Origin of the sequence: Microbacterium sp. Cr-K20 (assembly GCF_000708325.1) — a bacterium.
Lineage (GTDB): Bacteria > Actinomycetota > Actinomycetes > Actinomycetales > Microbacteriaceae > Microbacterium.
In genome coordinates, this window is the sequence record NZ_JARE01000041.1 from 20,560 (window position 1) to 42,533 (window position 21,974).

Genomic DNA, 21,974 nt, shown 5'->3' on the forward strand with positions numbered 1-21,974 from the left:
CCAATGACCCTGGAGCGCTCGTGCGATGGGGACTCCCGGCCGCGAAGCTGATCGTCAATCTTTCCGGTGCGGCAATGCTCGGGCCCCTGGTGCTGGCGGTGTTCGCTCTCCCCTCAGGGGGGAAACCGTTCACCGTCGCGCTCGATATCGCCTCCGCCGGCGCCGCGACCCTCACCATCTCAAGCGGGGTGGTGGCTTTCCTCACCTTCCTGTCGTCGTTCAATCCGCAAGTGAGCCTGAACGCCGAGTTCGGTGCGCAATTGGGCCGCTTTCTTCTCGACACGGAGCTGGGACGATCATGGCTTATCACCGTGATCCTCGCCTCGGTCGTGACAGTCCTCGCATTCGCTGTTCGCAGCAATGGGGCGGTGCTGTTCACGACCGTGCTCGCGATCATCAGCCTGATACCCATGGCCACCCAGGGTCATTCGGGTGAGCTCGCCAACCACGATCCCGCGGTCATGTCCCTCGTCCTGCACGTCATTTCAGCAGCGATATGGCTCGGCGGTCTCATCCTGCTCGTCGCCGCGCGACCCATCAGCTCTCCGCATGAACTTGAGAACCTGCTCCGCCGGTACTCGACGGTGGCACTCTTCGCGTTCATCGGCGTCGCCGTCTCGGGATTCGCGCGGGCGCTCACTGCCCTCGGCCGGTGGGAAGACGTGGCCTCACCGTACGGCATCATCCTCTTCACAAAGATCGGCGCGCTTTTGGTCATGGGCGTCCTCGGTGCCGCCTACCGCCGCCGACTCATCGCAAAGGCCAACGAGGGCCGTGGCGCCTTCTGGATGATCGTGAGCGTCGAACTCGGCTTCATGGGTGTCGCGAGCGGTGCCGCCGCCGCCCTCGCCCGCACCGCCGCCCCCGCCGATACGATCACGCCGCCGCAAAACACCGCCGCGGAGATCCTCACCGACGCACCCGTCCCGATCGAACTCACCCTGCAGAGATGGTTCACGGCGTGGAGCCCCGACCTCCTCTGGGTGCTCGTCGCCAGTTTCGGAATCGTCCTCTACCTCGTCGGCGTCCGACGCGCACGGCGCCGCGGGAATCCGTGGCCAGCCAGGCGGACGATCAGCTGGATTGCGGGGATGGGGGCGCTTCTGTGGACGATCAGTGGCCCGCTCGCCGCCTACGACGACTCGCTCATCAGTATGCGGTTCCTCTCCTTCGCTCTCCTCAGCCTCGCCATCCCATTGCTCCTCGTCTTCGCGGCGCCGATCACGCTCGCAACCTTGGTCATCTATGCACGGGACGATGGAAGCCGAGGACCGCGCGAATGGCTTCTCTGGGTCGCCCACAGCCCGCTGGCACGGTTCGCTCTGCGCCCCGTCGTCGCCGCGTCCCTGTTCGCTACATCGCTGTGGTTCATCCACTACTCCGACCTGTTCCGATGGTCGCTCTACGACCAGCTCGGAGGGGAATGGATGATCAGCCAACTCCTCGTCACCGGGTGCCTCTTCGTACGATCGCTCTCCCTTCACGCGTCCACGACGCCCGAGGGGCGGTGGCGTGTGACCTCACTCACTGCGCTCACAGGCCTTGCCGCCTTCTTCGGCATCGCCACTAGCACGCGCTCCGACCTCATCGTCGCCGAGTGGTTTGGCGCCATGGGGCGGACGTGGGGTCCCACCCCCCTCCAGGATCAGGCCCTCGCCGGAGGCGTCACCTTGATGATCGCGGGAACGCTCGCAATCCTCACCGGCTTCTCCGTCCTCCACACGAAACGCAACAACCGACCTGCCGGTAGCACCCCCGTGCCCGCCGTACGAAAGGATCCACGCCTGTGACCTCCACCCACCGCACTCGCTGGTTCGCCCGCACCCTTCTTGCTCTCATCGCACTGGGAATCGTGGCCGCACCGGCCCCCGCAGCTCTCGCGCACGACAATCTCCTGGACACCGTGCCGGGGGCAGACGAAACCGTCACCCGACTTGACGATGTCGCTCTCACATTCAGCGGGGAACTCATTGACTTCAGCCAAGCCAGCTTCGCCCAAGTGCAAGGACCCGACGGCCTCTTCTACGAATCCAGCTGCTCCACCATCGATCGCAACATCCTCACCACCCCAGTCGCACTCGGAGAAGCGGGCCTCTACACCGTGCTATGGAACGCCGTCTCCAGCGACGGTCACCCCATATCCGAGAGCTTCGCGTTCACATACGCTCCCAGCGGGAGCGAGCCAGGGCTGGGATGGGACAAACCAGCATGCGGGAACGAACAATCACGGATCCAACCGGCAAAGGCGTCGCCCTCCGCCGCGCCAACCACCGAATCTCCAGCAGCGGACACCCCTCCCCCGGCGGCATCCGCAGGCGAGAACGAGGTGGCTTCGATCGCGATCCCGCTCATCATCGCCGTGGCTGTCACAGGTGCCGCGGTGATCACGGCCACCGTTGTCGTACGGCAAGTGAAGAAGAAAAAGCACAACAGGTTGAGCGCCGACGTCCATACGGATACGAAAGCGTGAGCTTCGTGTCAGGGCAGGCGAACTCAAGTTCGATGCGTCAGATATGGGCCACAGATCAGAGATCACGGGCGAGTCGGCGCGACTTCGACCCCCACGAACGGACGATAGACCAGACGACGGGCAACGCGAGCATGGCCAATCTGCGCGCCCATGGCAGCAGAATCCACGAAACCGAGCTCAAGGAGAGGGCACAGTGAACGAACGAAGCTTCTCTGCGGCCACGGAAGCGACTGAAGAATGCGGGTGTGCACCCACGCCCGCCGAACGTGACTCGTTCTGGAAGCTGAGTGTTACTCGACGTGGCGCTTTCGGGCTCGGCGCCCTCGGCGTCGCCGCATTCGCTGCTTTCGGTATCGGCTCCGGCGTCTCAGCCGCGTACGCTGCGTCCTACCCGAGCTGGGACGATGTGCAACGCGCCAAGAACAACGAAGCCGCCAAAGCGTCCGAGATCACTCGGATCGAAGGGCTGATCCAATCTCTGACGCAAAAGGTCGCCGAGACTCAGGCTGCCGCCGATACAGCCTCCGACGCGTTCTATGCGGCGCAGCAGGAATACTTCGCTGCGATCACGGAAGCGGACAGCCTGCAGGCGCAGGCGGACGAACAATCAGCGATTGCCGAAACCTCTGCGCGCAGGGCCGGTCAAGTTGCGGCACAGCTGTACCGCAACGGTGGAGACGATTCAGCACTTCAACTGTTCTTCTCCGGTTCCGCGGCCAACGCCGATGAGCTCCTGTCCCGCCTGGGCACCATGGACAAGCTGCTCGAGTACAACCGATCGGTCTACGATGACGCAATCTCGGCGCGCAATACCGCCCAATCGCTGACCGATCAGGCGAAGGTCGCCCGCGACGAACGGGACCGACTGCAGCAGGTCGCAGAGCAGAAGATGATTGCCGCACAAGAAGCGGCCGACGCCGCACAGGCCGCGCTCGACGAGCAAGCCGCGAACCTCGAGACGATGCAGGCGCAGCTCGCCGCGCTGAAAGACACCACCACGCAGACGGTCGCCGGCTATCAGGCGGGTGTGGCCGCCCGCGAGGCAGAAGAGAGAGCCCGTCGCGAACGCGAAGCCGCCGAAGCCGCAGCCAACGGAGGCGGCAATGGTGGCGGCGGAGGCTCCGCCGGAAGTGGCGGTTGGGTCCGGCCCCACGGAGGCGGCCGCAGCTCAAGCTACGGTCCTCGGACCCCGATCTGTGGCTCGCAGGGCTGCTCCTCGAGCTACCACTACGGCGCGGACATGGCCAACGGCTGCGGTGCCGCGATCTACGCCGCCAACTCCGGAACCGTGGACTACGCCGGCGCCAACGGTAACTACGGCAACTACGTCCGAATCCAACACGGCGGAGGCGTCAGCACCGGCTACGCCCACATCAAACCAGGAGGCATCGTCGTCGGTCGAGGCCAATGGGTCAACTCCGGCCAGGTCATCGCTTACGCAGGTGACACTGGACGCTCCTTCGGCTGCCATCTGCATTTCGAGGTCTACATCAATGGTGGTTACACCAACCCCGTCCGATTCATGGAAGACCGCGGCGTCTATATCTAAAGCTCCGACACGGGATTACGAAGTGGTGCCGTCGACACGAGCAGTCGGGTAGAGAGGGCTGCTCCAGTCGTCACTCGCGACATCCTTGCTAGGGATCTCAAAGAGGGAGGATGACGCTGCCCATCACCGCCGTCAGCCGCGACATGATGTCGGTCCACAGCCCTGTCACCATCAGGAGGCCGAGGACGATCAGCAGTATGCCGCCGCAGACGTTCACCACTCGGATGTGACGACGGAGGAACTCGGCTGTCTTCGCCGCCCAACCGAACCCGAATGCGACCAACAGGAACGGGATGCCGAGGCCGAGCGAATACGCGAGGCCGAGGAAGCCGGCCCGGACAGGGTCGCCAGCATTGAACGAAAGCGCGATGATCGCGGCAAGCGTCGGACCCATGCACGGTGCCCAGCCGATACCGAGTGCCACTCCAAGTAGCGGCGCCCCTGCGATTCCGGCCCGGGAGCCGACGTGGAAGCGAACCTCCCGCTGGGCGAAACTGAACAACCCGAGAAAGACGAGCCCCATCAGGATGATGACGACTCCGAGGATGCGTGTGACTAGGTCGCCCCAGCGTAGGAAGAACACGCCGGCCGTGCCGCCCAGCGCGGTGATGAGAACGAAGACGACGCTGAATCCGAGGATGAACAGCAGTACGCCGACTACGAGCTGACGGCGCTGGGGCGCGACTGCATTCGTCGCGCCACCCTTCGAGCCCGGCGCGACCGCCCCACCAAGGAAGCCGAGGTAGCCGGGGACCAGCGGGAGTACGCAGGGCGACAGGAACGACACGAGACCGGCGAGCATCGCGACGGGGACTGCGAGCCAGAGCGCACCGGACCCGATGATGGTGTCGGCGTTCATGGTGTCTCCGCCAGAGCGTCCTTGACGAGCGTCGAGAGGATCGAGGTGCCGTCGATGGGTCCGATGATGCGGGCGGCGACGCGTCCCTGTTTGTCGAGCACGAGAGTCGTTGGTGTCGCCTGGATCGGCACCACCTCGGAGAAAGCGAGTTTCGCCTCGGCCGTGTTCACGTCGATCAGGCTCGGGTAGGTGATGCCAAACTCGTCGGAGAAAGCCTGGGCAGTGTCAGCCTGGTCGCGGGTATTGATGCCGATGAAAGCTACATCCTCGCCGCCGTACTCGCGCCAGACGCTCTCGAGATCCTTCGCCTCCACGCGGCACGGCGCGCACCCCGCGTACCAGAAGTTGACCACCGTGACCTTGCCGGCGTTGTCGGCACTGTCGAAATCATCGCCAGTTTCAGTAACGCCGCTGAAGACGACTGGTTCGCTCCGCTCGGCCACCGGGATCTCGACAATCGCGCCGTCGGCGGCCACATACCCGGTGTTCTCACCCTTAAGGAAGGAATCGCTGACCGGATCCGGCGCGCACCCGGTCAGCCCGATCACGGACACAGCGAGCATGGCCCCGACCGCGCCACGAACGGCACGAAAGCGGGGTCTTCGACGCATATTTCGAACCTTACACAGATCACCTATGCGTCACCTTTGCCTCGGACACTTCCCGACCGGGAATAGACTCGCATGCATTGTGTTATATACCCCTAGGGGGTATCTTTTTGGGAGTGAACGGCTACGAGAGCAACAAGGCTGATCTGCGTAAGCGGTTGAGCCGGGTAGAGGGTCAGGTGCGAGGTATCGCACGAATGGTTGATGAGGACAAGTACTGCATCGATATCTTGACGCAGGTGTCTGCGGCGACGAAGGCCCTCGAGACGGTGGCGTTGTCGCTACTCAGTGACCATCTCGCTCATTGTGTCGCTCAGGCAAGTGCTGAGGGAGGCGAGGTGGCTGCGGCGAAGGTCCGCGAGGCCAACGAAGCGATCGCTCGTCTCGTCCGTTCATAACTACTACGTCTGTCTACTCGAAGGAGCACATCATGACTGATCGCATCGAACTCGGCTTGAAGGACGCGAATGCGGGGTGCGCATGCTGCGCTGCCCCTTCATCCGTTGACGCATCCGCGCCTGTCGCGGCCCCGGTCTCGGCCGAGATCTTGGTTGCGGGGATGACATGCTCGCATTGCGCCTCCAGCGTCAGCGATGAGCTGAACGCCATCGATGGTGTCGACGGTGTCACGGTCGACCTGAATGCCGGCGGGGCATCCCGCGTGATTGTCCACAGCGCCGCCCCTATCGATCCCACGGCTGTACGGGCTGCGGTTGAAGAGGCCGGCTACACCCTCGCGACCTCCCCGATCTGAGTCGCTATCCGTTTGCGCCCGGCTGATCCGGGTGCATCCGAGCAAGGAGTTTCCGATGAGCCAGCATGACCAGCACCACGAACACACTGCGCATCAGGATCACGGCAGCGTGCCGACAACGGAGCATGACCACACGGCGATGAGCCACGACCACGGTGCTCCCCCAGAGCACGCTGGTCACACGAGCCGCGGCGGTCACGGCGGTCACGGCGGTCACGGCGATCATGTCGGTCAGTTCCGGCGGTTGTTCTGGATCATGCTGGTCCTCGCGGCCCCTGTGGTTGGGTTCTCGATGATGTTCTCGATGCTGCTCGGGTACCCATTGCCCGACGCCGCGTGGGTGGGTTGGGTGTCCCCGGTTCTCGGGACCGTGATGTATGTGTGGGGCGGGGCCCCGTTCCTCACGGGTGCCGTGAGCGAGCTCCGTGCACGCAAGCCCGGGATGATGCTGCTGATCGCCCTTGCGATCACCGTGGCATTCCTGGCGTCCTGGGGTGCGAGCCTCGGCATGCTGCACCACGAGTTGGATTTCTGGTGGGAGCTGGCGCTGCTGATCGTGATCATGCTGCTTGGTCACTGGATCGAGATGCGCTCGCTCGCGCAGACGACATCGGCCTTGGATTCCTTAGCGGCGTTGCTGCCTGACGAGGCAGAAAAGGTCGACGGCGATACGACCGTAACGGTCGCGCCCTCGGACTTGCAGGTAGGCGATGTCGTGGTCGTGCGTCCGGGCGGGCGGGTCCCCGCCGATGGGCGCATCGTTCAGGGATCGGCCAGCATGGACGAGTCGATGATCACCGGAGAATCCCGGCCGGTGCGCCGCAGCGATGGCGACCCGGTCATTGCCGGTACCGTCGCCACGGATTCCGGAGTGCGGGTGGAGATCACGGCCATCGGTGAGGACACCGCTCTCGCGGGGATTCAGAAGCTGGTCACCGAGGCGCAGAGTTCGTCGTCTCGGGCGCAGCGGCTCGCGGACAAGGCCGCAGGGTGGCTGTTCTGGTTCGCGCTCGGCGCCGCAGCGATCACCGCGATCGTCTGGACGGTTGTTGGCCTACCCGACGCCGCCGTCATCCGCACCATCACGGTGCTGGTGATCGCCTGCCCGCACGCGCTGGGCCTGGCGATCCCGCTGGTCGTGTCGATCGCGACCGAGCGCGCCGCCCGCGGGGGCGTGCTCATCAAGGATCGTCTCGCGCTGGAGAGCATGCGCACCGTCGACACTGTTCTGTTCGACAAGACGGGCACGCTCACCAAGGGCACCCCCGCGGTGACCGCCATCAACCCCGTCACGGGGACCGACGCCGATCAGCTGTTGGCGTGGGCGGCCGCGGCGGAAGCAGACTCCGAGCACCCCCTCGCCCGCGCGATCGTCAACGCGGCAAAAGAGAAGACGCTCACCGTTCCACGCTCAACCGACTTCGAGTCATCCCCCGCTGTCGGGGTGCGTGCCCGCGTTGACGGACGTGTCGTGCAGGTCGGTGGCCCGTACATGCTCGAGCAGGAGAATGCGCAGGAGCTGCCCGTTGCTGACGAGTGGCGGAACGAGGGTGCGATCATCCTTCACGTGCTCGTCCACGGTCAGGTTGTGGGCGCGCTGCGTCTGGCGGATGAGATCCGCTCGGAGTCGCGCCATGCGGTCGACGCGCTCCATGAGCGCAGTGTGCAGGTGGTCATGATCACCGGTGATGCGGACGCGGTCGCCGCCTCCGTGGCGGGCGAACTCGGCATCGACCGGTACTTCGCCGGGGTACGCCCCGAGGACAAAGCGTCGAAGGTGAAAGAGCTTCAGGGCGAAGGTCGAAAGGTCGCCATGGTTGGTGACGGGGTGAACGATGCCCCCGCGCTGGCGCAGGCGGACGTCGGTATTGCGATCGGGGCGGGAACCGATGTCGCAATCGCGTCTGCGGGGGTCATCCTCGCCAGCGACGACCCCCGGTCGGTGATCTCCGTGATTGAGCTGTCGCGGGCCAGTTACCGGAAGATGAAACAGAACCTCTGGTGGGCCGCCGGGTACAACCTTCTCTCGGTGCCGTTGGCTGCCGGTGCGCTCGCCCCCGTCGGGTTCGTGTTGCCGATGTCGGTCGGTGCAGTGTTGATGTCACTATCCACGATCGTTGTCGCGCTGAATGCGCAGTTGCTGCGACGGCTGAACCTCAGCCCGGACGCCGTCGTCGACAAGTAGGCGCATGGGCGGCGGCGACGTACCCTGGAAGAAAGGGAGGTGGGACAGTGTTGACGACGATCGCACGGCGCGTGCATGACCAGCGCACCCTCACCCGCACCCTCCTGACCGTCGTCGCCGTCGCCTTTTCCGTGATCTTCGGGCTTCTGGCGATGCACTCGATGAACACGCACACCATGCCCTCCGGGCACAGCGAAACCATCGCGGTCGCACCCGCGCATGCCGACGCTCACCCCGCACACGCCTCAGGCGAAGCTGCAGCGATGGATGAGACGGGCTGTGCGACGTGCTCTGACGATCACGGCATGTCGTGGATGGCCTGCGTTCTCGCGCTCCTCATCGCCGTAGTGCTGGTCACCCGGCCGCCCGCCTGGTGGCGCTCACTCACCGAAACCCCTGGTCCGCTCCTTTCACGTTTTGCGCTTCGCGGCGCGCTGTACCCGCTGCGGCCGCCGTCTCTCACCGTTCTCTGCATCAGTCGCACCTGATGGCTGGCATGCCCGTTCTATGGGCAACGCCCCCTCGCCCAGCCTGTCTCGCTGGGCACCATCATCGACTCTTGGAGAGAACCATCATGAAGACCCGTTTTGCGGCGACCGCCGCACTCACTCTCACTGCTGTGCTCGCCCTTGCCGGCTGCGCTGGAAACACCTCCGGCGGAGGCGATATGCCCGGCATGAATCACGAGAGCAGCAGCTCCGCCCCGGCGTCGGCGGACGCCAATGACGCCGACATCATGTTCGCCAGCATGATGAAGGAGCACCACGCTCAGGCCATCGAGATGTCTGACATGCTCCTCAGCAAGGACGGCGTCAACGAGCGCGTCGCCGCCCTCGCGGAAGAGATCAAGGCAGCGCAGGGCCCCGAAATCCAGAAGATGGAGCAGTGGCTCGAAGAGTGGGGCGCTGATACCTCCAACATGGAAGGCATGGACCACGGCGGCGGCATGATGTCCGACGACGACATGCAGGCCCTCGAAGATGCCACCGGGGCGGACGCCAGCCGTCTGTTCCTCGAGCAGATGATCGAGCACCACCAGGGTGCCGTCGAAATGGCCCAAGACGAAGTCGACAACGGCCAGAACAGTGACGCGGTCGCCCTGGCCGAGACGATCATCGAGGCACAGACCACGGAGATCGCCACGATGAAAGACCTCCTCGACACACTCTGATCTACCTTCGGGGGTGCGGCGCTCGCCCGCACCCCCGAACTGGCCTTCTCGCAGTAACCCACGCCACCGCGCTGGTGCCATGTCGCGACTCTCATTCGCGTACCGCTCGCGCACCTGCATGCATTTCTTCACGTCGGAGTCTCATGAACCGCCACTCGCCCCTACCCGCTTTCGCGATCGCTCTCGCAGCCGTCGCCCTCACCGGCTGCGCCGTGCCGCAGGCCTCCGGCACCAACGCGGTCCCCCCCGTTATCCAACACATTCACGGTGTTGCCGCTGACCCCCGCGGTGAGGACCTCTTCATAGCCACCCACGGAGGACTCTTCACCCTCACTCCTGAAGGTGCGATCGCCGGTCCCATCGGAGGCCACGATTTCGATGCGATGGGCTTTACCGTCCTCGACGACGCCCTCTTCGCATCCGGTCACCCGGGCACACAGACACCCGCAGAGCTCGGCTCCCCGAACCTAGGTGTCATTCGTAGTGACGACTTCGGCGAATCGTGGTCACCGATCGCCCTCACTGGCAGTACGGACTTCCATGTCCTCACCGCCGGACCAGACGGCACTCTCTACGGGATCGCCTCCGATGGCGTCGATCTGCTCATCAGCACTGACGACGGTCTCGAATGGACCCGCGGCGCAACACTTGCCGCGGCAGACCTCGCCGCCACCGGCGACGGTCTCTACGCCGCCGCGGAAGAAGGACTGCTCCTCAGCACCGACAACGGCGCCACCTTCACCCCCGTCGCCGACGCCCCGCTGCTCTACACACTCGACGCCAAACCCAATGGCTCGCTCGCAGGAGTCGGAACCGACGGTGCCCTCTGGTCACAGAACACCGAAGGAACATGGCAACGCCTCGACCCGCTTCAAGGGGCCGCTCAGGCCTTCACCGCGATCGATGACGAACGCTTCATCGTTGTCGACGACCGCGGCATCGTCCAGATCACAGCCGACGACACAACCATCCTCGCCCCCGCCCGGTAGAGAACGCCACCACCAGAACGGCCACCCATGGTCCCCCGCCGCAATCCCTTCCGACGCATATCCGTCTTCATCGCGTGCGCCACAGTCCTCGCCCTGCTTCTCGCCCTTGCGAGCTTCTACCTCATCGGAGCCATATTCAGATGACCCGCCACCTGCACCCAGCTCGGCACCGTCCACGAGCACACGTTCCCACGCGCACCAGCCACATGTCCCCACAGCGGCGTCACGATCGCCTCGTACGTATCGGGGCCTTCCTTCTCCTGGCCGCCGTCGCACTGATCGCAACTCATCTCCTCATCGACACAACCGTTCCAGACCAACGGTCACTCTGGGCATACACGCTCGGAAGCTACGAAACAGCGTTCATCCTCGCGATCGTCGGACTGGCGCTCGTGCTGCGTGAACCCCCGGGAGGCGCGGATGAATCTCAATGACTACTGGACCAACGCCTTTTGGTCCGTCATCCCCACGATCGCCGTCGTCGCAGCATTCTGGTTCGTCCTGCGGTCCATCATCAGAGCCGACCGCAACGAACGAAAAGCACACGCCAAGATCGAGCAACAACTCCGCGCGGAACGAAACCATCCTCGCCAACTCGCATCGGCGGACGACGAGCGAGACCCGCTACCTGAACGCCGGAAACGTCTGCCGAAAGCAGATACCGGCGAACGTTAACGGCGGGCGCACGATGACGGGCGACGCGAACTCGCCGGAAACGATCGTTTTCGGCGGGTCGTCTGCTGCACGCTCCCTCCTGCTGTGCTCACTCGCGTCTTCAGCGGGAGATTTTGGAAAGCGGAGATGGGTCCGAGGCCTCGCTTGCGGCACCACCAGTAGAACCGAATGCGAAACCACGCCGCAAACGATCGTGTACGGCGGGCGGCACCGAACCGTGAGGTTGCTCAACATTTTCTTGCGAGAGGCGAGGGGAAGTCTGCAATGTCGGACATATGAGGGATCGTGGTGACTATGAGCTGACCAGGATCGTGAGGGAACGCTATGACCGGTAACGACGAGCCCGAAGGGCATTCGTCCCCCGATGGCGTTCCTACTCTCATCGCGTGGGCAACGGATCAGGCCTGGCTGGCCGAGGCAGACCGCGATCGCGCCGAGGAACGTTTCGACCGGCTCGCTGGAGACCGCGAACTCGCGACCGCACTCCAGGCCAGCGGATACCGTGGCCGGAACTACGATCTGTTCGCGAATGAGATCGCGAAGTACGGGTGGGCTGTCATCCGCGGGTGGATCTACAAAGGGCAGATTCGTGGCGAGGTGAAGCGAAAAGGCTTCGGCGCACTGGAGCCTGAGCCCCGCCCGGGCTCGATGATCGAAGAGGCCGAGAGCCTGGCGGATGAGACGATCGTGCTCGCCCTCACCGCGTTCCGAGACAAGGTGCTCGTCCCGGGCAAGTGGGACCCCGCCAAGGGAGCTTCCCTGCGCACGTTCTTCGTGGGCCAGTGCCTTCTGCAGTTCAGCAACGTCTACAAGCGTTGGCGTCGAGAAGAGCTGCGTTCATATGCGGAGCCGCAGGCTCCGCCGCCCGCAGCGGCCTGGGCCGACGACTTCGAGGAGGGTCCGTCGACGTCGGCTGCTCCCGACGCGAGCGAGGCGGCGCACATCAAGGACGAGCTGCGTCGTGCATTCGGGAGCATCAAGGACGAGCGTGTCCGCTCAGCCTTTTATCTGAACGTGACGCATGGCTTCACGCACGCGGAGATCGGCGAGAAGCTTGGCATGACCGCGAAAGCGGTGGAGTCGGCGATCGCGCGCGCACGTCAGCAAGTACGACAGAACCGGGAGTCCGCATGAGCAGTGAATTTCGAGGCAAGATCGAGCGCTCGTCCTTCGGGACCCAGAACGCGAAGGCGGCACGCCGAACCGTTTCCGCCAACAAAGCGCAGTCGCTCGTCTCGCGATCGATGACGGGCAAGACTCAATCGAAGCAGTTGAGAGGCCGCGAGGGGAAGTGACCAGCGGCGGACATATACCGAGATGTCGGGATCACAACGGAAAAGAGCCGCCCCGCGGTAACGGGACGGCTCACAAGCCCTGAGAAGGTCAGGTCTCATCCAGAGCACTGACTGTACCGGAGTTGGCAGCCGCAGACTAGCGGCGCTCCATCTCATGGCACCCCGGCACCAATCAGTGAAGGAGTTCCCATGGGAACCGTTCGTCGCTCTGCATCCACCGGTCGTTTCGTCTCCAAGGCCGCTGCGGCCCGCTGGCCCGGAAAGACCACCACCGAACGTGTCGGTTCCGGCACGAGCAACTCGACCACGGTGCACCGCTCCGCGTCGTCGGGCCGGTTCGTCACCGAATCGACCGCCAACCGCAACCCGGGCGGCACGATCAGCCAGCGCGTCTAATCGAACCTGAGGGCCTGCACGTGCACACGTGCAGGCCCTCGTTGTGTAAGTCGAGGGCCTCCAGAACCCCGTCGGTGGCGGTCAGTAGTTCACCTTGTCGATGACGAGGTTCCCGTCGAGCATCTCGTGCGGGACGGGTCCTGCACTGGGGGAGCGGGATGGTCAGTCTCACGAGGTCGGGGTCCGCAACGGTCTCCGCGGACGCCAAGGCGTGAGCGCCCGGGACGGCAACGCCGACCGGCATCTCAATGTCTGCCGCAGCGCCGGAGCCGGCAATGTTCACCGGAAGCCGGCGGCGAGTACTGTTCACCCGAAGGCTAGTGGGGGAGCTTTCCCCTCGTTCGTTCAAGTCTGGCCTTGCGTTGCCTAGACCTTGCGACGGAAGCCGGTGGAGTCCCGAGTGACATCGGGCGACCAACGATGCGGTTCTCGCTTCACGTCGGGCCACTCGAGATCAGATCGAACGATATCCGGTCCGCGCCGGTGTGTCGGAAGCCCGTCGAAGCCGACCGGGCTGATCCTGGGCGCAGGCGACGAAGATGTGCCTACCGGCACTCCGCCTCCCTCCGGGAGTGATGATGAAGCCAGCTGAGATCGCACGGATGATCGCTCGTCGACGGTTCTCGAAAGAGTCGGAGCTGCACTGGGTGCCGCGTGATCATCGTTCGGAGACTGGCTATGCGAACAACACCTCGTTCGCACCGGTCGACCGAAGTCTCGGCCGTTTGGATTGGTCTGTCATCGACCCCATGAAGGTTCGAGTATCGAAGGGCGCCAGCCACTTCTTCACAGGATCTGAGTACTTCTGGAGTCGCACCCGCAGCCACGTGTGGTGTGAGTCTCAGTTCGAGCGCGACGAGTTGATGTGGCTCGATTTTGCCGGACAGGTCGAAAGGGTGTGGTCGCAGCCGTTTGGCGTGGTGTTCGGCGTCCGCTCACCGATGGCCGGTCATTGGCACGTGCCGGATTTCTTGTTGCAGATGTCGGACGGCTCCTACGCCGTCCGAGATGTGAAGCCGAAGGAACGCATCGACGAGTCCGTGCAACTGCAGTTCGATGAAACCGCACGGCTGTCGGCAACGCTCGGCTGGCACTACGAGGTGCTCTCCGGTCACAGCGTCCATGCGACTCGCGTGGTCGAATGGTTGTCGGCGTCGCGTCATGACCGTTGCAGGCCGTCGGCGGACATCGAGGACAAGATCCTCGACGCAGCTACTCAGGGCAAAACACGCCGGGAGTTGTGTGAGCTGGCGTCTCCAGATTGCCCGCTTCTAGCGTGCGCATGGGTTGACAACCTCGCCTGGCGCAGACTTCTCGCGCTCGACTTGTCGTCCGTATTCAATAGCAACACGCTACTGACTACCGCACATCGGGAGAGAACGGACGCGATCAGTGTCCGATGAACGCAAACTGAAGCTCGGAGACTCTTTCGAGATTGACGGCGAGAGCTGGGTCTGGGTCCACATCATTCCTGGCCTGGAGGTGAAGCTCCGCTCTGAACACGCGCCCGATCGACACCTGATCATGTCCGTAGACGAGTTCCTGCTCCAGGCCGGAACAGCCCAACGGGATCGCAGCGTATCTCTTCGACCGGACGGGGATGCATGGCCGACCGACGTATGCGATATGGAAGCCCATCTCCTTGAGGCGTTCACGGGCAGGCCGATGGATCCGTTGGCCTCCGCTTCTCGGGCACAATACGACCCTGCGCTGACAACTCAGAACGCACGCGTTGACGCGAAGCTGCTCGAGCTAAAAGGCACGTCACTTGGGCGAGCGCGCAGCACCTTTCACCTCCTGTGGAAGACGTACCAGCAAGACGGTGCAGCCGGGCTGAATGCCCGCATGCATCGCAAGGGCGAGCAGCGACTCTCCATCAGCCGGGCAGATGCACGGCTGGTGACGATCATCGATCGATTCCTCGATCGCCAAACGGACAAGTCGACGAGCAGCAAACGCCGGTGCGCTGTCTTGGTGAGGCGAGAGCTCGAGACCACTTACCCGGGCGATCCTCTATGCGAGATCAAGGCTCGCACCCTCCAGGGCTACATCAACGAGCGGGCGGCCGGCCGTTACAGCTTCGACAAAGCGACCACCCGGCGAAACACCGATAACAGCCCCAAGCGTCAGTACTACTCCGGGGCTGCCTATCAACTTGGGGAGCGATGCGAGATCGATTCAACGAAACTCGACGTTCTCGTCTGGGATGAGAACAGTGAGTTCCGGCCGACACTCACCGTGCTTCTCGATGTCGCAAGCCGGGTACCGCTCGCTTGGGCGATTCACGCGGACAGCCCTGGCGGATTCGACCATGCACTCCTGCTCGCCCGGGCTGTCATCGGGCGCAAAGCCGTACCTGGTTCGGGAGCAGCCACCCTCGCGGGATCAGCCACGTTGCCTTCTGACCTGATGAAGCAGGTGAACCCCTACCTCACTGACGATTCTCTGGCCCTCCCGTGGATCTTCCCGCGATCGATCACTATCGACGGCGGAGCAGATTTTCGGTCCCGCACGTTCAGAGATGCCTGCAGCGCGTACGGAATCCACAGGGAACTTGCCCCCTCCAGAACGCCGACGGTAAAGCCACACGTAGAGCGCAACTTCGGCACCCTCTCGACAGACTTCGCCGCATGGCTGGCCGGTTTCGTGGGGAACTCCGTCGCCCATCGGGCCGCCAAAGACGACCCCACCCTCACCCTGGATTCGCTTCGCCTCATCCTCGACAGCTGGATAACGAACATCTACCTGAACAGGCCTCACCGTGGCTTGAAGTCGACGAGCTCCCCAGGGCGCATCTTCACCCCGAATCAGATGTACACCGAACTGTTCGCTGTAGGACCCGGCGTCCCGGTGCCTTTCGGAGTTGAGGAGTACCTCGCGCTCTTGCCCACGGAACGGCGCATGATCGGTCGTGCAGGGATCGAACTCCACAATCGCCGCTACGACTCATCCCACCTGGAAGATCTCCGCAATCGCTCCCTCACGGGCGCTGAACCGGGATCCGCGAAAGCCAGGAAATTCCCAGTGAGCTTCGACCCCTACAACGCCAATGCCGTCTGGGTGCGTCACCCAGAAACCGGTGTGTGGATCGAGTGCTGGGACATCGCTCTGCGGGAGAAGACAGCACCGATGGTCGCCGAGATCGACATGAAACTCCTTGCCCGATACCCCGACGCCGCAATCGACGATCCCGACCGCCGCCGCGAGTGGATCGACCACGTCGAAAGTCGCGAACGAGGAGACAAACGGAAGCGCACCCAGCACAAACGGGAGCAACAGCGCCTCAAGGTCGAAGCGCAACGTGAACCAGGCCCCTCGACAACGACACCGATCCCACTACGGCAATGGGCCAAACCCGTCGACATCAGCACCATCGATTGGACATCCCCCGACATAGATCTCGCGCAAGCAGAGGAGCTTGATTCATGAAGATCACCCCACTCGTCCTCCACCATGACCGCAAGACCAGCCTTGCAGGGCTTCGAGAAGCATTCGACGCCGAGCCCGCATCCCCGCCGAAGATCACCTTCCGTCAGTACAGAGATCTGGACAGTGAAGCTCGAGAGCTATACGACCAAGCTCGCGAAGACTTTCTCCGGCTGACGCTGAGGGTGAAGACACGCGAGCAAGCGGTCTGCGCTCGCATTCTGGAGGACCTCATCCGGATCAACCCTCGGCTGAAGAACTCGCGGCGCGGGCTGATGATATCCGCGCCGATGTTCTCCGGCAAGACAGAGCTCGCTCTCCTGTTGGCTCGATCCGTAGAACGCAGACACGCAGCCCAACACCCCGACTACCTCAGAGACGGAGACGCACCGGTCGTCTGGGTGGAGATGACCGAACACTCGACCGGAAAAGCTCTCCTTGCCCAGATCGTGGAGTTTCTCGCCCCCACCATCGTTCTCCCCAAACAGATCGCCACCGACAGGCTGAGGAAGCTTGCCGTCGAGGCCCTCCACCGTCACGGCACGAAGCTGCTCGTGATTGACGAAGCGCACAAGCTCGGCGGGACTGAACCCTCCAGTGTCATCAAAGCCCTCCAGAACGAGTCTTGTGCGACCGTCGTCCTGGTTGGAATCAATCTCGACCAAGCATTCAAGACGGGCGACGGCCTGCAAGTCAGCGCACGATGTGACTTCGTCACACTCGACAAGATCGACCCCGCCGTCCAAGAGGACTTCGAACAATGGATCAAATGGGTCGCCACCTTCGACAGCTTCCTACCACTATGCGGGCACGCCCACGGCCTTCTCACCCGCAACGCCGGCACGCTAGTCCACGCCGCCGACGGGAAACTCGCCGTTCTCGCGATGATCGTGGACCGCCTAGTCGCGTCCATCTTGCGCGACGAATCGCGCACCTCGGAGACCGTAACCCGCGAGCGACTCTTCGGGGTTCTCGACACTCTCCGGCGCACCACGCTCAACACACACAACGTCACCCTTGACGACTTGGTGGACGCCGCATGATCAGCACGCAGGCGTGGGCGAAACGACCCAAGTGGCATCATCTTGAGACGCCACGCTCCTACGCGCAGCGGCAATGCCACGCCGCAGGAGTGCCGTTCGATTTCGCCGAGAGGGCGCTGACCAGCCGAGCGCAACCGAACATCCACCGCGTCTGGATCGACGATGAAGCGGCCGCTCGGACGGTCGAGGCGACGGCAGGGCGCCCGGCCGGTCATTACCTCCGCATGAAACGTCTAGCGCAACCGGACTCCACACGGGCCTATCCGCAGCGCTTCCTGTGCCGCCTATGCAGTGCCGGGGAGACGATCGAGCAGATTCCCCACGATCGGGAAAACTTCTGTCTCCGACACCCGGGGCAGATGGTGTGGGTCGGTCCCGGAACGGAACTCGATACCCAGGTGATCGTTCCCTTCGATCCCACGCTTCGGAACGCGGAACTCTCCTTCCGTCGACTCGTCGCTACTGGTCGAGTCACCACGCAACTGCACAGTCAAGTGTGGGCCATGGTGCGCGACAACGACATACTCTCCGCCCAGAACGGAGAGACCGGGCAGGATCCGTCCTTGATGAGCGCGGTACGCGAGATCGATCGCCGCGCACATCTGTACCGCGCGACGGTGCGCGTTCTGCAGATCTTGTCCAATCGTTCGCACTGCGCACGATGGCGCACTCAGCCGGCGGCAGATCTACGACTCGACATCAACGCAACGTTGGGCATCGCCAACAGCGACATCCTCGTCGAACGGGTGGTTCTCTGGCTCCGACCCCTCCGCCGCCACACCATCCCCACGAAGTTCCGCCCCCTGGAACCCGCCCTCGACACCGTCGACGTCCCCCGCATCCTCGACGCCACCGCCAACTACCCGCTATGGATCCTCCGACACCCGAAAGCCATCTCCGAATGGGACTGGGATCGCAACCCGCCCACCCGAGACCCCTGGTCGGGAGTAGATGTCTCCCACAAAGCCTGGTGGTTGTGCGAAGAGGGGCACTCCTGGGAAGCAAGCCCCCACGTGCGAGGCTTTGCCGAAACGAACTGCTCATACTGCATCGGCATGGACTTCTGGCCTGGACATACCGACCTCGGCACCCTGCGGCCAGACATCGCCGCGGAATGGGACACCACCCCAGGAGTCAACCGCGGGGGCCCCCATCACGTCAGCGTCACCTCCGCACGGAAAATTAACTGGCGGTGTGCGGCTCGACAGCACACCTGGCCTGCCCAGGTGCGCTCCCGCACCACGCTAAAAAGCGGCTGCCCCTATTGCGCCGGCAGCCGGGCGATACCGGGTGAAACAGACTTAGTCACTCTTCACCCCGGCCTCGCAGCAGAGTGGGACTACCAACGCAACGACAGTTCCATCACACCGGAGACAGTCACCCCCGGATCAGACCGTGTGGTCTGGTGGCGCGGCCCCTGCGACCATAGCTGGGACGCGGCTGTCGGCGACCGTTGCTCAGGACACGGGTGTCCGTACTGCTCCAACCAACGCACCCTCGCTGGTTTCAACGACCTCGCCACCACCCACCCTCAACTCGCCGAACAGTGGGACCACGTGAACTCCAAGACTCCTTGCGAGGTCACCGCGGGTTCGGATTTCCCCGCAGTATGGCGTTGCGCGCTGGGTCACAGGTGGGAACTCCCCGTCTGGGGCCGTACGAAGGACAAGACGGGCTGCCCCGTGTGCGCGAATCGCGTCGTCTTGGCAGGATTCAATGACTTGGGAACTCTCGACCCTCACTTGGCTTCGGAATGGGACCACAAAGCAGGCGCGAACGACCGGACACCGTCCGAAGTGACCGTCAGCAGCCAATACGAAGCCCGATGGCGCTGCGTGAAGGGTCACACCTGGCCAGCGACAGTCGCCAACCGACACGCTGGCTCAGGTTGCCCCTCATGCTCCGGCCGCGTTGCCATCCCTGGTACAACCGACCTCGCAACGCTTCGGCCAGACATCGCCGCTCAATGGGATCCCAGCAACGACTGCTCACCGAATCAGGTCACAGTCTCATCCCACGTGAAGGTGTCATGGAACTGCCATCGCAACCACTCGTGGCCGGCGACAGTCAAGAATCGGACGTGCGGCCACGGCTGCCCCTACTGCGCAGGAAAGCTGCCCATCCCTGGCGAGAACGACCTTGCGACTCTGCGCCCCGACCTCGCCAAGCAATGGGACCCAGCGAACGCCCTCTCTCCTACCGAGGTCACCGTCGGGTCGGGTCGAAAAGTCATGTGGATCTGTGCGTGCGGATACTCGTGGCCGTCCACGATTCAGACCAGAACCCGCAGACCTCACGCCCACTGCCCCGAATGTCGCAAGTAGTAACAGGACCCGATGCGAACCTCGTCTGGGGTTTTACTCGTGGCGCTGAGTCCTCCTCGCATCCAGCGCTAGCTCTCTGTTTGGCGCTGACGCTGACACGAGCGAATCGGGAGTGATCGAGAGACTCGAGCTCCCGATTCGATCACTGACGAAAGCATCCCGGATCGGCGAGCACATTCCCCTCGTTAGACGAGTTCGCTCACCAGCTGCTCGATTCGCGCCTTGATGTCGTCACGGATGGGACGCACGGCGTCGATGCCCTGGCCGGCCGGGTCGTCGAGCTTCCAGTCCTCGTAGCGCTTGCCGGGGAAGAACGGGCAGGCGTCACCGCATCCCATCGTGATGACGACATCGGATGCCTGCACGGCCTCGGTCGTCAGGATCTTGGGCTGCTCGGCGGTGATGTCGATCCCGAGTTCATTCATCGCTTCGACGGCAGTCGGGTTGATCTGGTCGGCGGGCATGGAGCCGGCGGAGCGGACCTCAATGCGGTCGCCGGCGATGTCGCGGAGGAATCCGGCGGCCATCTGCGAGCGTCCGGCGTTGTGGACGCAGACGAAGAGAACGGAGGGCTTGGTGGTCGTGTCAGTCATGGTTGCTCCTGGTGCGAGGGGTTGGTCAAGGGAGAAGGTCTTCGACGAGCGCGCGCACGCGGCCGGCGATGTCGTCACGGATGGCTTCGACACCGTCACGCGATGCGAGAGCAGGATCGCCGACTGCCCAGTCGTCGTAACGGACGCCGGGGATGATCGGGCAGACATCTCCGCAGCCCATCGTGATGACGACGTCCGCCGCACGGACGGCATCATCGGTGAGCGGCTTCGGAAAGCGCTCGACGGCAGCGTCACCTTCGATCTCGGCGAGAATCGACCGGACGTGAGGATGGATGACGTCGGCAGGAGCCGATCCTGCCGAGCGAGCCACGACCTTGCCGCCCGCCATCTTGTTGACGAGCGCGGCGGCGAGCTGCGAACGCCCCGCGTTGGCGACACAGACGAAGAGCACCTGGGGCACAGCAGAGTCGCGGTCCCGTGTGAGGTCGGCGAGTCGCTGACGTGCGAAGCGTTCGGTCAGTGGCACGAGTGCTGAGGTGACTCGCGCGGTGCGGGCGAGGGCGGTGTAGGACTCGCGGACGATGGTGAGCACGACATTGGGGTCGAGCTCGGGGACTTCTGCTGCGAGTTCATCTGCGAGATGGGTCACCCGCGCGTCGAAGTCGGGCCGCGGCTCATCGCGGCCGTCAGAGACACTCCACGGTGCGAGCGTCGCGGGCGCGAAGGATTCCAGCAGGGCCGTGACGGCGCTGCGCAGGTTCGGGTTGATCCGATACCAGACCCAGGTTCCACGCCGCTCCGAGGTGAGGACATCGACGTCCTTGAGCACCTTCAGATGGTGAGAGACCGTCGGCTGGGAAACCTCGGCGAGCTCGGCGAGATCGCAGACGCACGACTCCCCTCGAGGGTCGGATGCGATGGCAGACAGCATCCGAAGACGGAGCGGATCCGACAGCGCCTTCAGAGTAGAGGCGACCGAGGTGGCCGCATCGACGCCGATTGCGTGGCTGGCGACGGGACTGCAGGTGTCACCCTGGGTGGTCAGCACGGCGTTCATGTCTACATCCTTTCAGCGGTGAATGGATCGGTGTGGAACCAGCGTCGGGCTGCCCAGAGAGAGACATAGACGAGTCCGACGAGAACAGGAACTTCGATGAGCGGGCCGACGACCCCGGCAAGGGCCTGGCCGGAGGTCGCGCCGAAGGTGCCGATGGCGACGGCGATGGCGAGCTCGAAGTTGTTGCCCGCTGCGGTGAATGCCAGCGTCGACGAGCGTGCGTATCCGAGCCCCAGCGCCTTGCCGGTGAAGAGGCCGATAAACCACATGATCCCGAAGTACGCCAGCAACGGGAGTGCGATCCGAGCGACGTCCCAGGGGCGGCTGGTGACCTGTTCGCCCTGGAGCGCGAACAGCAGCACGATGGTGAAGAGGAGACCGTAGAGGGCCCAGGGGCCGATCTTCGGGAGGAAGCGGTCTTCGTACCAGTCGCGTCCCTTCGCGCGCTCGCCGAGGAATCGGGAGGCGAATCCGGCGACGAGGGGTATGCCGAGGAAGATCAGCACGTTCAGCGCGATCTGCCAGACCGAGATCTCGAGGCCTTGGGAGTCGATCCCGAGCCAGCCGGGGAGAACCGTCAAGTAGAACCAGCCGAGCAGCGAGAAGGCGATGACCTGGA

21 protein-coding genes are annotated in these 21,974 nt (G+C 63.9%); 16 read left to right on the forward strand and 5 right to left on the reverse strand.

Annotation, left to right across the window (positions count from 1 at the left end; genetic code table 11):
* Positions 1-74: 74 nt before the first annotated feature.
* The 3 genes from GZ67_RS0106315 to GZ67_RS0106330 all read left to right on the forward strand — a co-directional run bounded on the left by GZ67_RS0106315 (position 75) and on the right by GZ67_RS0106330 (position 4,019).
* A complete protein-coding gene (locus tag GZ67_RS0106315) occupies positions 75-1,790 on the forward strand; it encodes a cytochrome c oxidase assembly protein (RefSeq protein ID WP_168380814.1) in 1,716 nt (571 codons plus the stop codon).
* Positions 1,787-2,470 carry a copper resistance CopC family protein gene (locus GZ67_RS20090; protein ID WP_051662385.1) on the forward strand — a complete coding sequence of 228 codons (684 nt, stop codon included), beginning with the start codon at positions 1,787-1,789 and terminating at the stop codon, positions 2,468-2,470. The genes GZ67_RS0106315 and GZ67_RS20090 overlap by 4 nt, the downstream gene beginning before the upstream one ends.
* A 193-nt stretch (positions 2,471-2,663) precedes the next feature.
* Positions 2,664-4,019, forward strand: coding sequence for a peptidoglycan DD-metalloendopeptidase family protein (locus GZ67_RS0106330; protein WP_029264090.1), 1,356 nt, complete (start codon positions 2,664-2,666; stop codon positions 4,017-4,019).
* A gap of 97 nt (positions 4,020-4,116) precedes the next feature.
* On the opposite strand, the gene GZ67_RS0106335 is transcribed toward GZ67_RS0106330, so the two are convergent.
* Together GZ67_RS0106335 and GZ67_RS0106340 are read right to left on the reverse strand one after the other, a co-directional pair.
* Positions 4,117-4,878, reverse strand: coding sequence for a cytochrome c biogenesis CcdA family protein (locus GZ67_RS0106335; protein ID WP_029264089.1), 762 nt, complete (start codon positions 4,876-4,878; stop codon positions 4,117-4,119).
* Positions 4,875-5,441 (reverse strand): TlpA family protein disulfide reductase, encoded by a 567-nt coding sequence (locus GZ67_RS0106340; RefSeq protein ID WP_029273828.1) that lies wholly within the window; start codon positions 5,439-5,441, stop codon positions 4,875-4,877. Before GZ67_RS0106340 ends, GZ67_RS0106335 begins: the two co-directional genes overlap by 4 nt.
* A 161-nt stretch (positions 5,442-5,602) precedes the next feature.
* On the opposite strand from GZ67_RS0106340, the gene GZ67_RS0106345 reads away from it, so the two are divergent.
* The 13 genes from GZ67_RS0106345 to GZ67_RS20365 all read left to right on the forward strand — a co-directional run bounded on the left by GZ67_RS0106345 (position 5,603) and on the right by GZ67_RS20365 (position 19,744).
* The gene (locus GZ67_RS0106345) at positions 5,603-5,884 is read left to right on the forward strand and encodes a metal-sensitive transcriptional regulator (protein ID WP_026049679.1); all 282 of its coding nucleotides are present in this window, start codon (positions 5,603-5,605) and stop codon (positions 5,882-5,884) included.
* A 32-nt stretch (positions 5,885-5,916) separates the two neighbouring features.
* Positions 5,917-6,240 (forward strand): heavy-metal-associated domain-containing protein, encoded by a 324-nt coding sequence (locus GZ67_RS0106350; protein ID WP_017201932.1) that lies wholly within the window; start codon positions 5,917-5,919, stop codon positions 6,238-6,240.
* Between the two features lie 55 nt (positions 6,241-6,295).
* On the forward strand, positions 6,296-8,425 hold the full coding sequence (locus tag GZ67_RS0106360; protein WP_442922009.1) for a heavy metal translocating P-type ATPase: 2,130 nt from the start codon (positions 6,296-6,298) through the stop codon (positions 8,423-8,425).
* Positions 8,426-8,475: 50 nt separating this feature from the next.
* Complete coding sequence (locus tag GZ67_RS0106365) at positions 8,476-8,913, forward strand: DUF6153 family protein (protein WP_151460103.1); 438 nt, start codon at positions 8,476-8,478, stop codon at positions 8,911-8,913.
* 86 nt (positions 8,914-8,999) lie between these two features.
* Entirely contained in the window at positions 9,000-9,596 is a 597-nt protein-coding gene (locus tag GZ67_RS0106370; RefSeq protein WP_026049681.1) for a DUF305 domain-containing protein, read from the forward strand.
* A gap of 212 nt (positions 9,597-9,808) precedes the next feature.
* Positions 9,809-10,585 carry a F510_1955 family glycosylhydrolase gene (locus GZ67_RS0106375; protein ID WP_231481712.1) on the forward strand — a complete coding sequence of 259 codons (777 nt, stop codon included), beginning with the start codon at positions 9,809-9,811 and terminating at the stop codon, positions 10,583-10,585.
* Positions 10,586-11,005: 420 nt separating this feature from the next.
* Positions 11,006-11,260, forward strand: coding sequence for a hypothetical protein (locus GZ67_RS20360; protein ID WP_081859903.1), 255 nt, complete (start codon positions 11,006-11,008; stop codon positions 11,258-11,260).
* A 324-nt stretch (positions 11,261-11,584) separates the two neighbouring features.
* A complete protein-coding gene (locus tag GZ67_RS0106390) occupies positions 11,585-12,394 on the forward strand; it encodes an RNA polymerase sigma factor (RefSeq protein WP_029264083.1) in 810 nt (269 codons plus the stop codon).
* Between the two features lie 350 nt (positions 12,395-12,744).
* Complete coding sequence (locus tag GZ67_RS0106395; protein ID WP_017201940.1) at positions 12,745-12,951, forward strand: hypothetical protein; 207 nt, start codon at positions 12,745-12,747, stop codon at positions 12,949-12,951.
* Between the two features lie 575 nt (positions 12,952-13,526).
* On the forward strand, positions 13,527-14,354 hold the full coding sequence (locus GZ67_RS20095) for a TnsA-like heteromeric transposase endonuclease subunit (protein ID WP_164743619.1): 828 nt from the start codon (positions 13,527-13,529) through the stop codon (positions 14,352-14,354).
* Entirely contained in the window at positions 14,344-16,380 is a 2,037-nt protein-coding gene (locus tag GZ67_RS0106405; RefSeq protein ID WP_029264081.1) for a Mu transposase C-terminal domain-containing protein, read from the forward strand. Before GZ67_RS20095 ends, GZ67_RS0106405 begins: the two co-directional genes overlap by 11 nt.
* Positions 16,377-17,420: a TniB family NTP-binding protein gene (locus GZ67_RS0106410; protein ID WP_017201943.1), complete on the forward strand. Its 1,044-nt coding sequence runs from the start codon at positions 16,377-16,379 to the stop codon at positions 17,418-17,420. The genes GZ67_RS0106405 and GZ67_RS0106410 overlap by 4 nt, the downstream gene beginning before the upstream one ends.
* Positions 17,417-19,744, forward strand: coding sequence for a zinc-ribbon domain-containing protein (locus GZ67_RS20365; protein ID WP_081859905.1), 2,328 nt, complete (start codon positions 17,417-17,419; stop codon positions 19,742-19,744). Before GZ67_RS0106410 ends, GZ67_RS20365 begins: the two co-directional genes overlap by 4 nt.
* 185 nt (positions 19,745-19,929) lie before the next feature.
* Here the strand turns inward: GZ67_RS20365 and GZ67_RS0106415 are convergent, their stop codons facing one another.
* The 3 genes from GZ67_RS0106415 to GZ67_RS0106425 all read right to left on the reverse strand — a co-directional run.
* Positions 19,930-20,337 (reverse strand): arsenate reductase ArsC, encoded by a 408-nt coding sequence (locus GZ67_RS0106415; protein ID WP_029264080.1) that lies wholly within the window; start codon positions 20,335-20,337, stop codon positions 19,930-19,932.
* Between the two features lie 25 nt (positions 20,338-20,362).
* A complete protein-coding gene (locus tag GZ67_RS0106420; protein ID WP_029264079.1) occupies positions 20,363-21,355 on the reverse strand; it encodes a metalloregulator ArsR/SmtB family transcription factor in 993 nt (330 codons plus the stop codon).
* A 2-nt stretch (positions 21,356-21,357) separates the two neighbouring features.
* Positions 21,358-21,974: arsenic transporter (locus GZ67_RS0106425; protein ID WP_029273829.1), on the reverse strand; the 617-nt coding region annotated here is incomplete at its 5' end.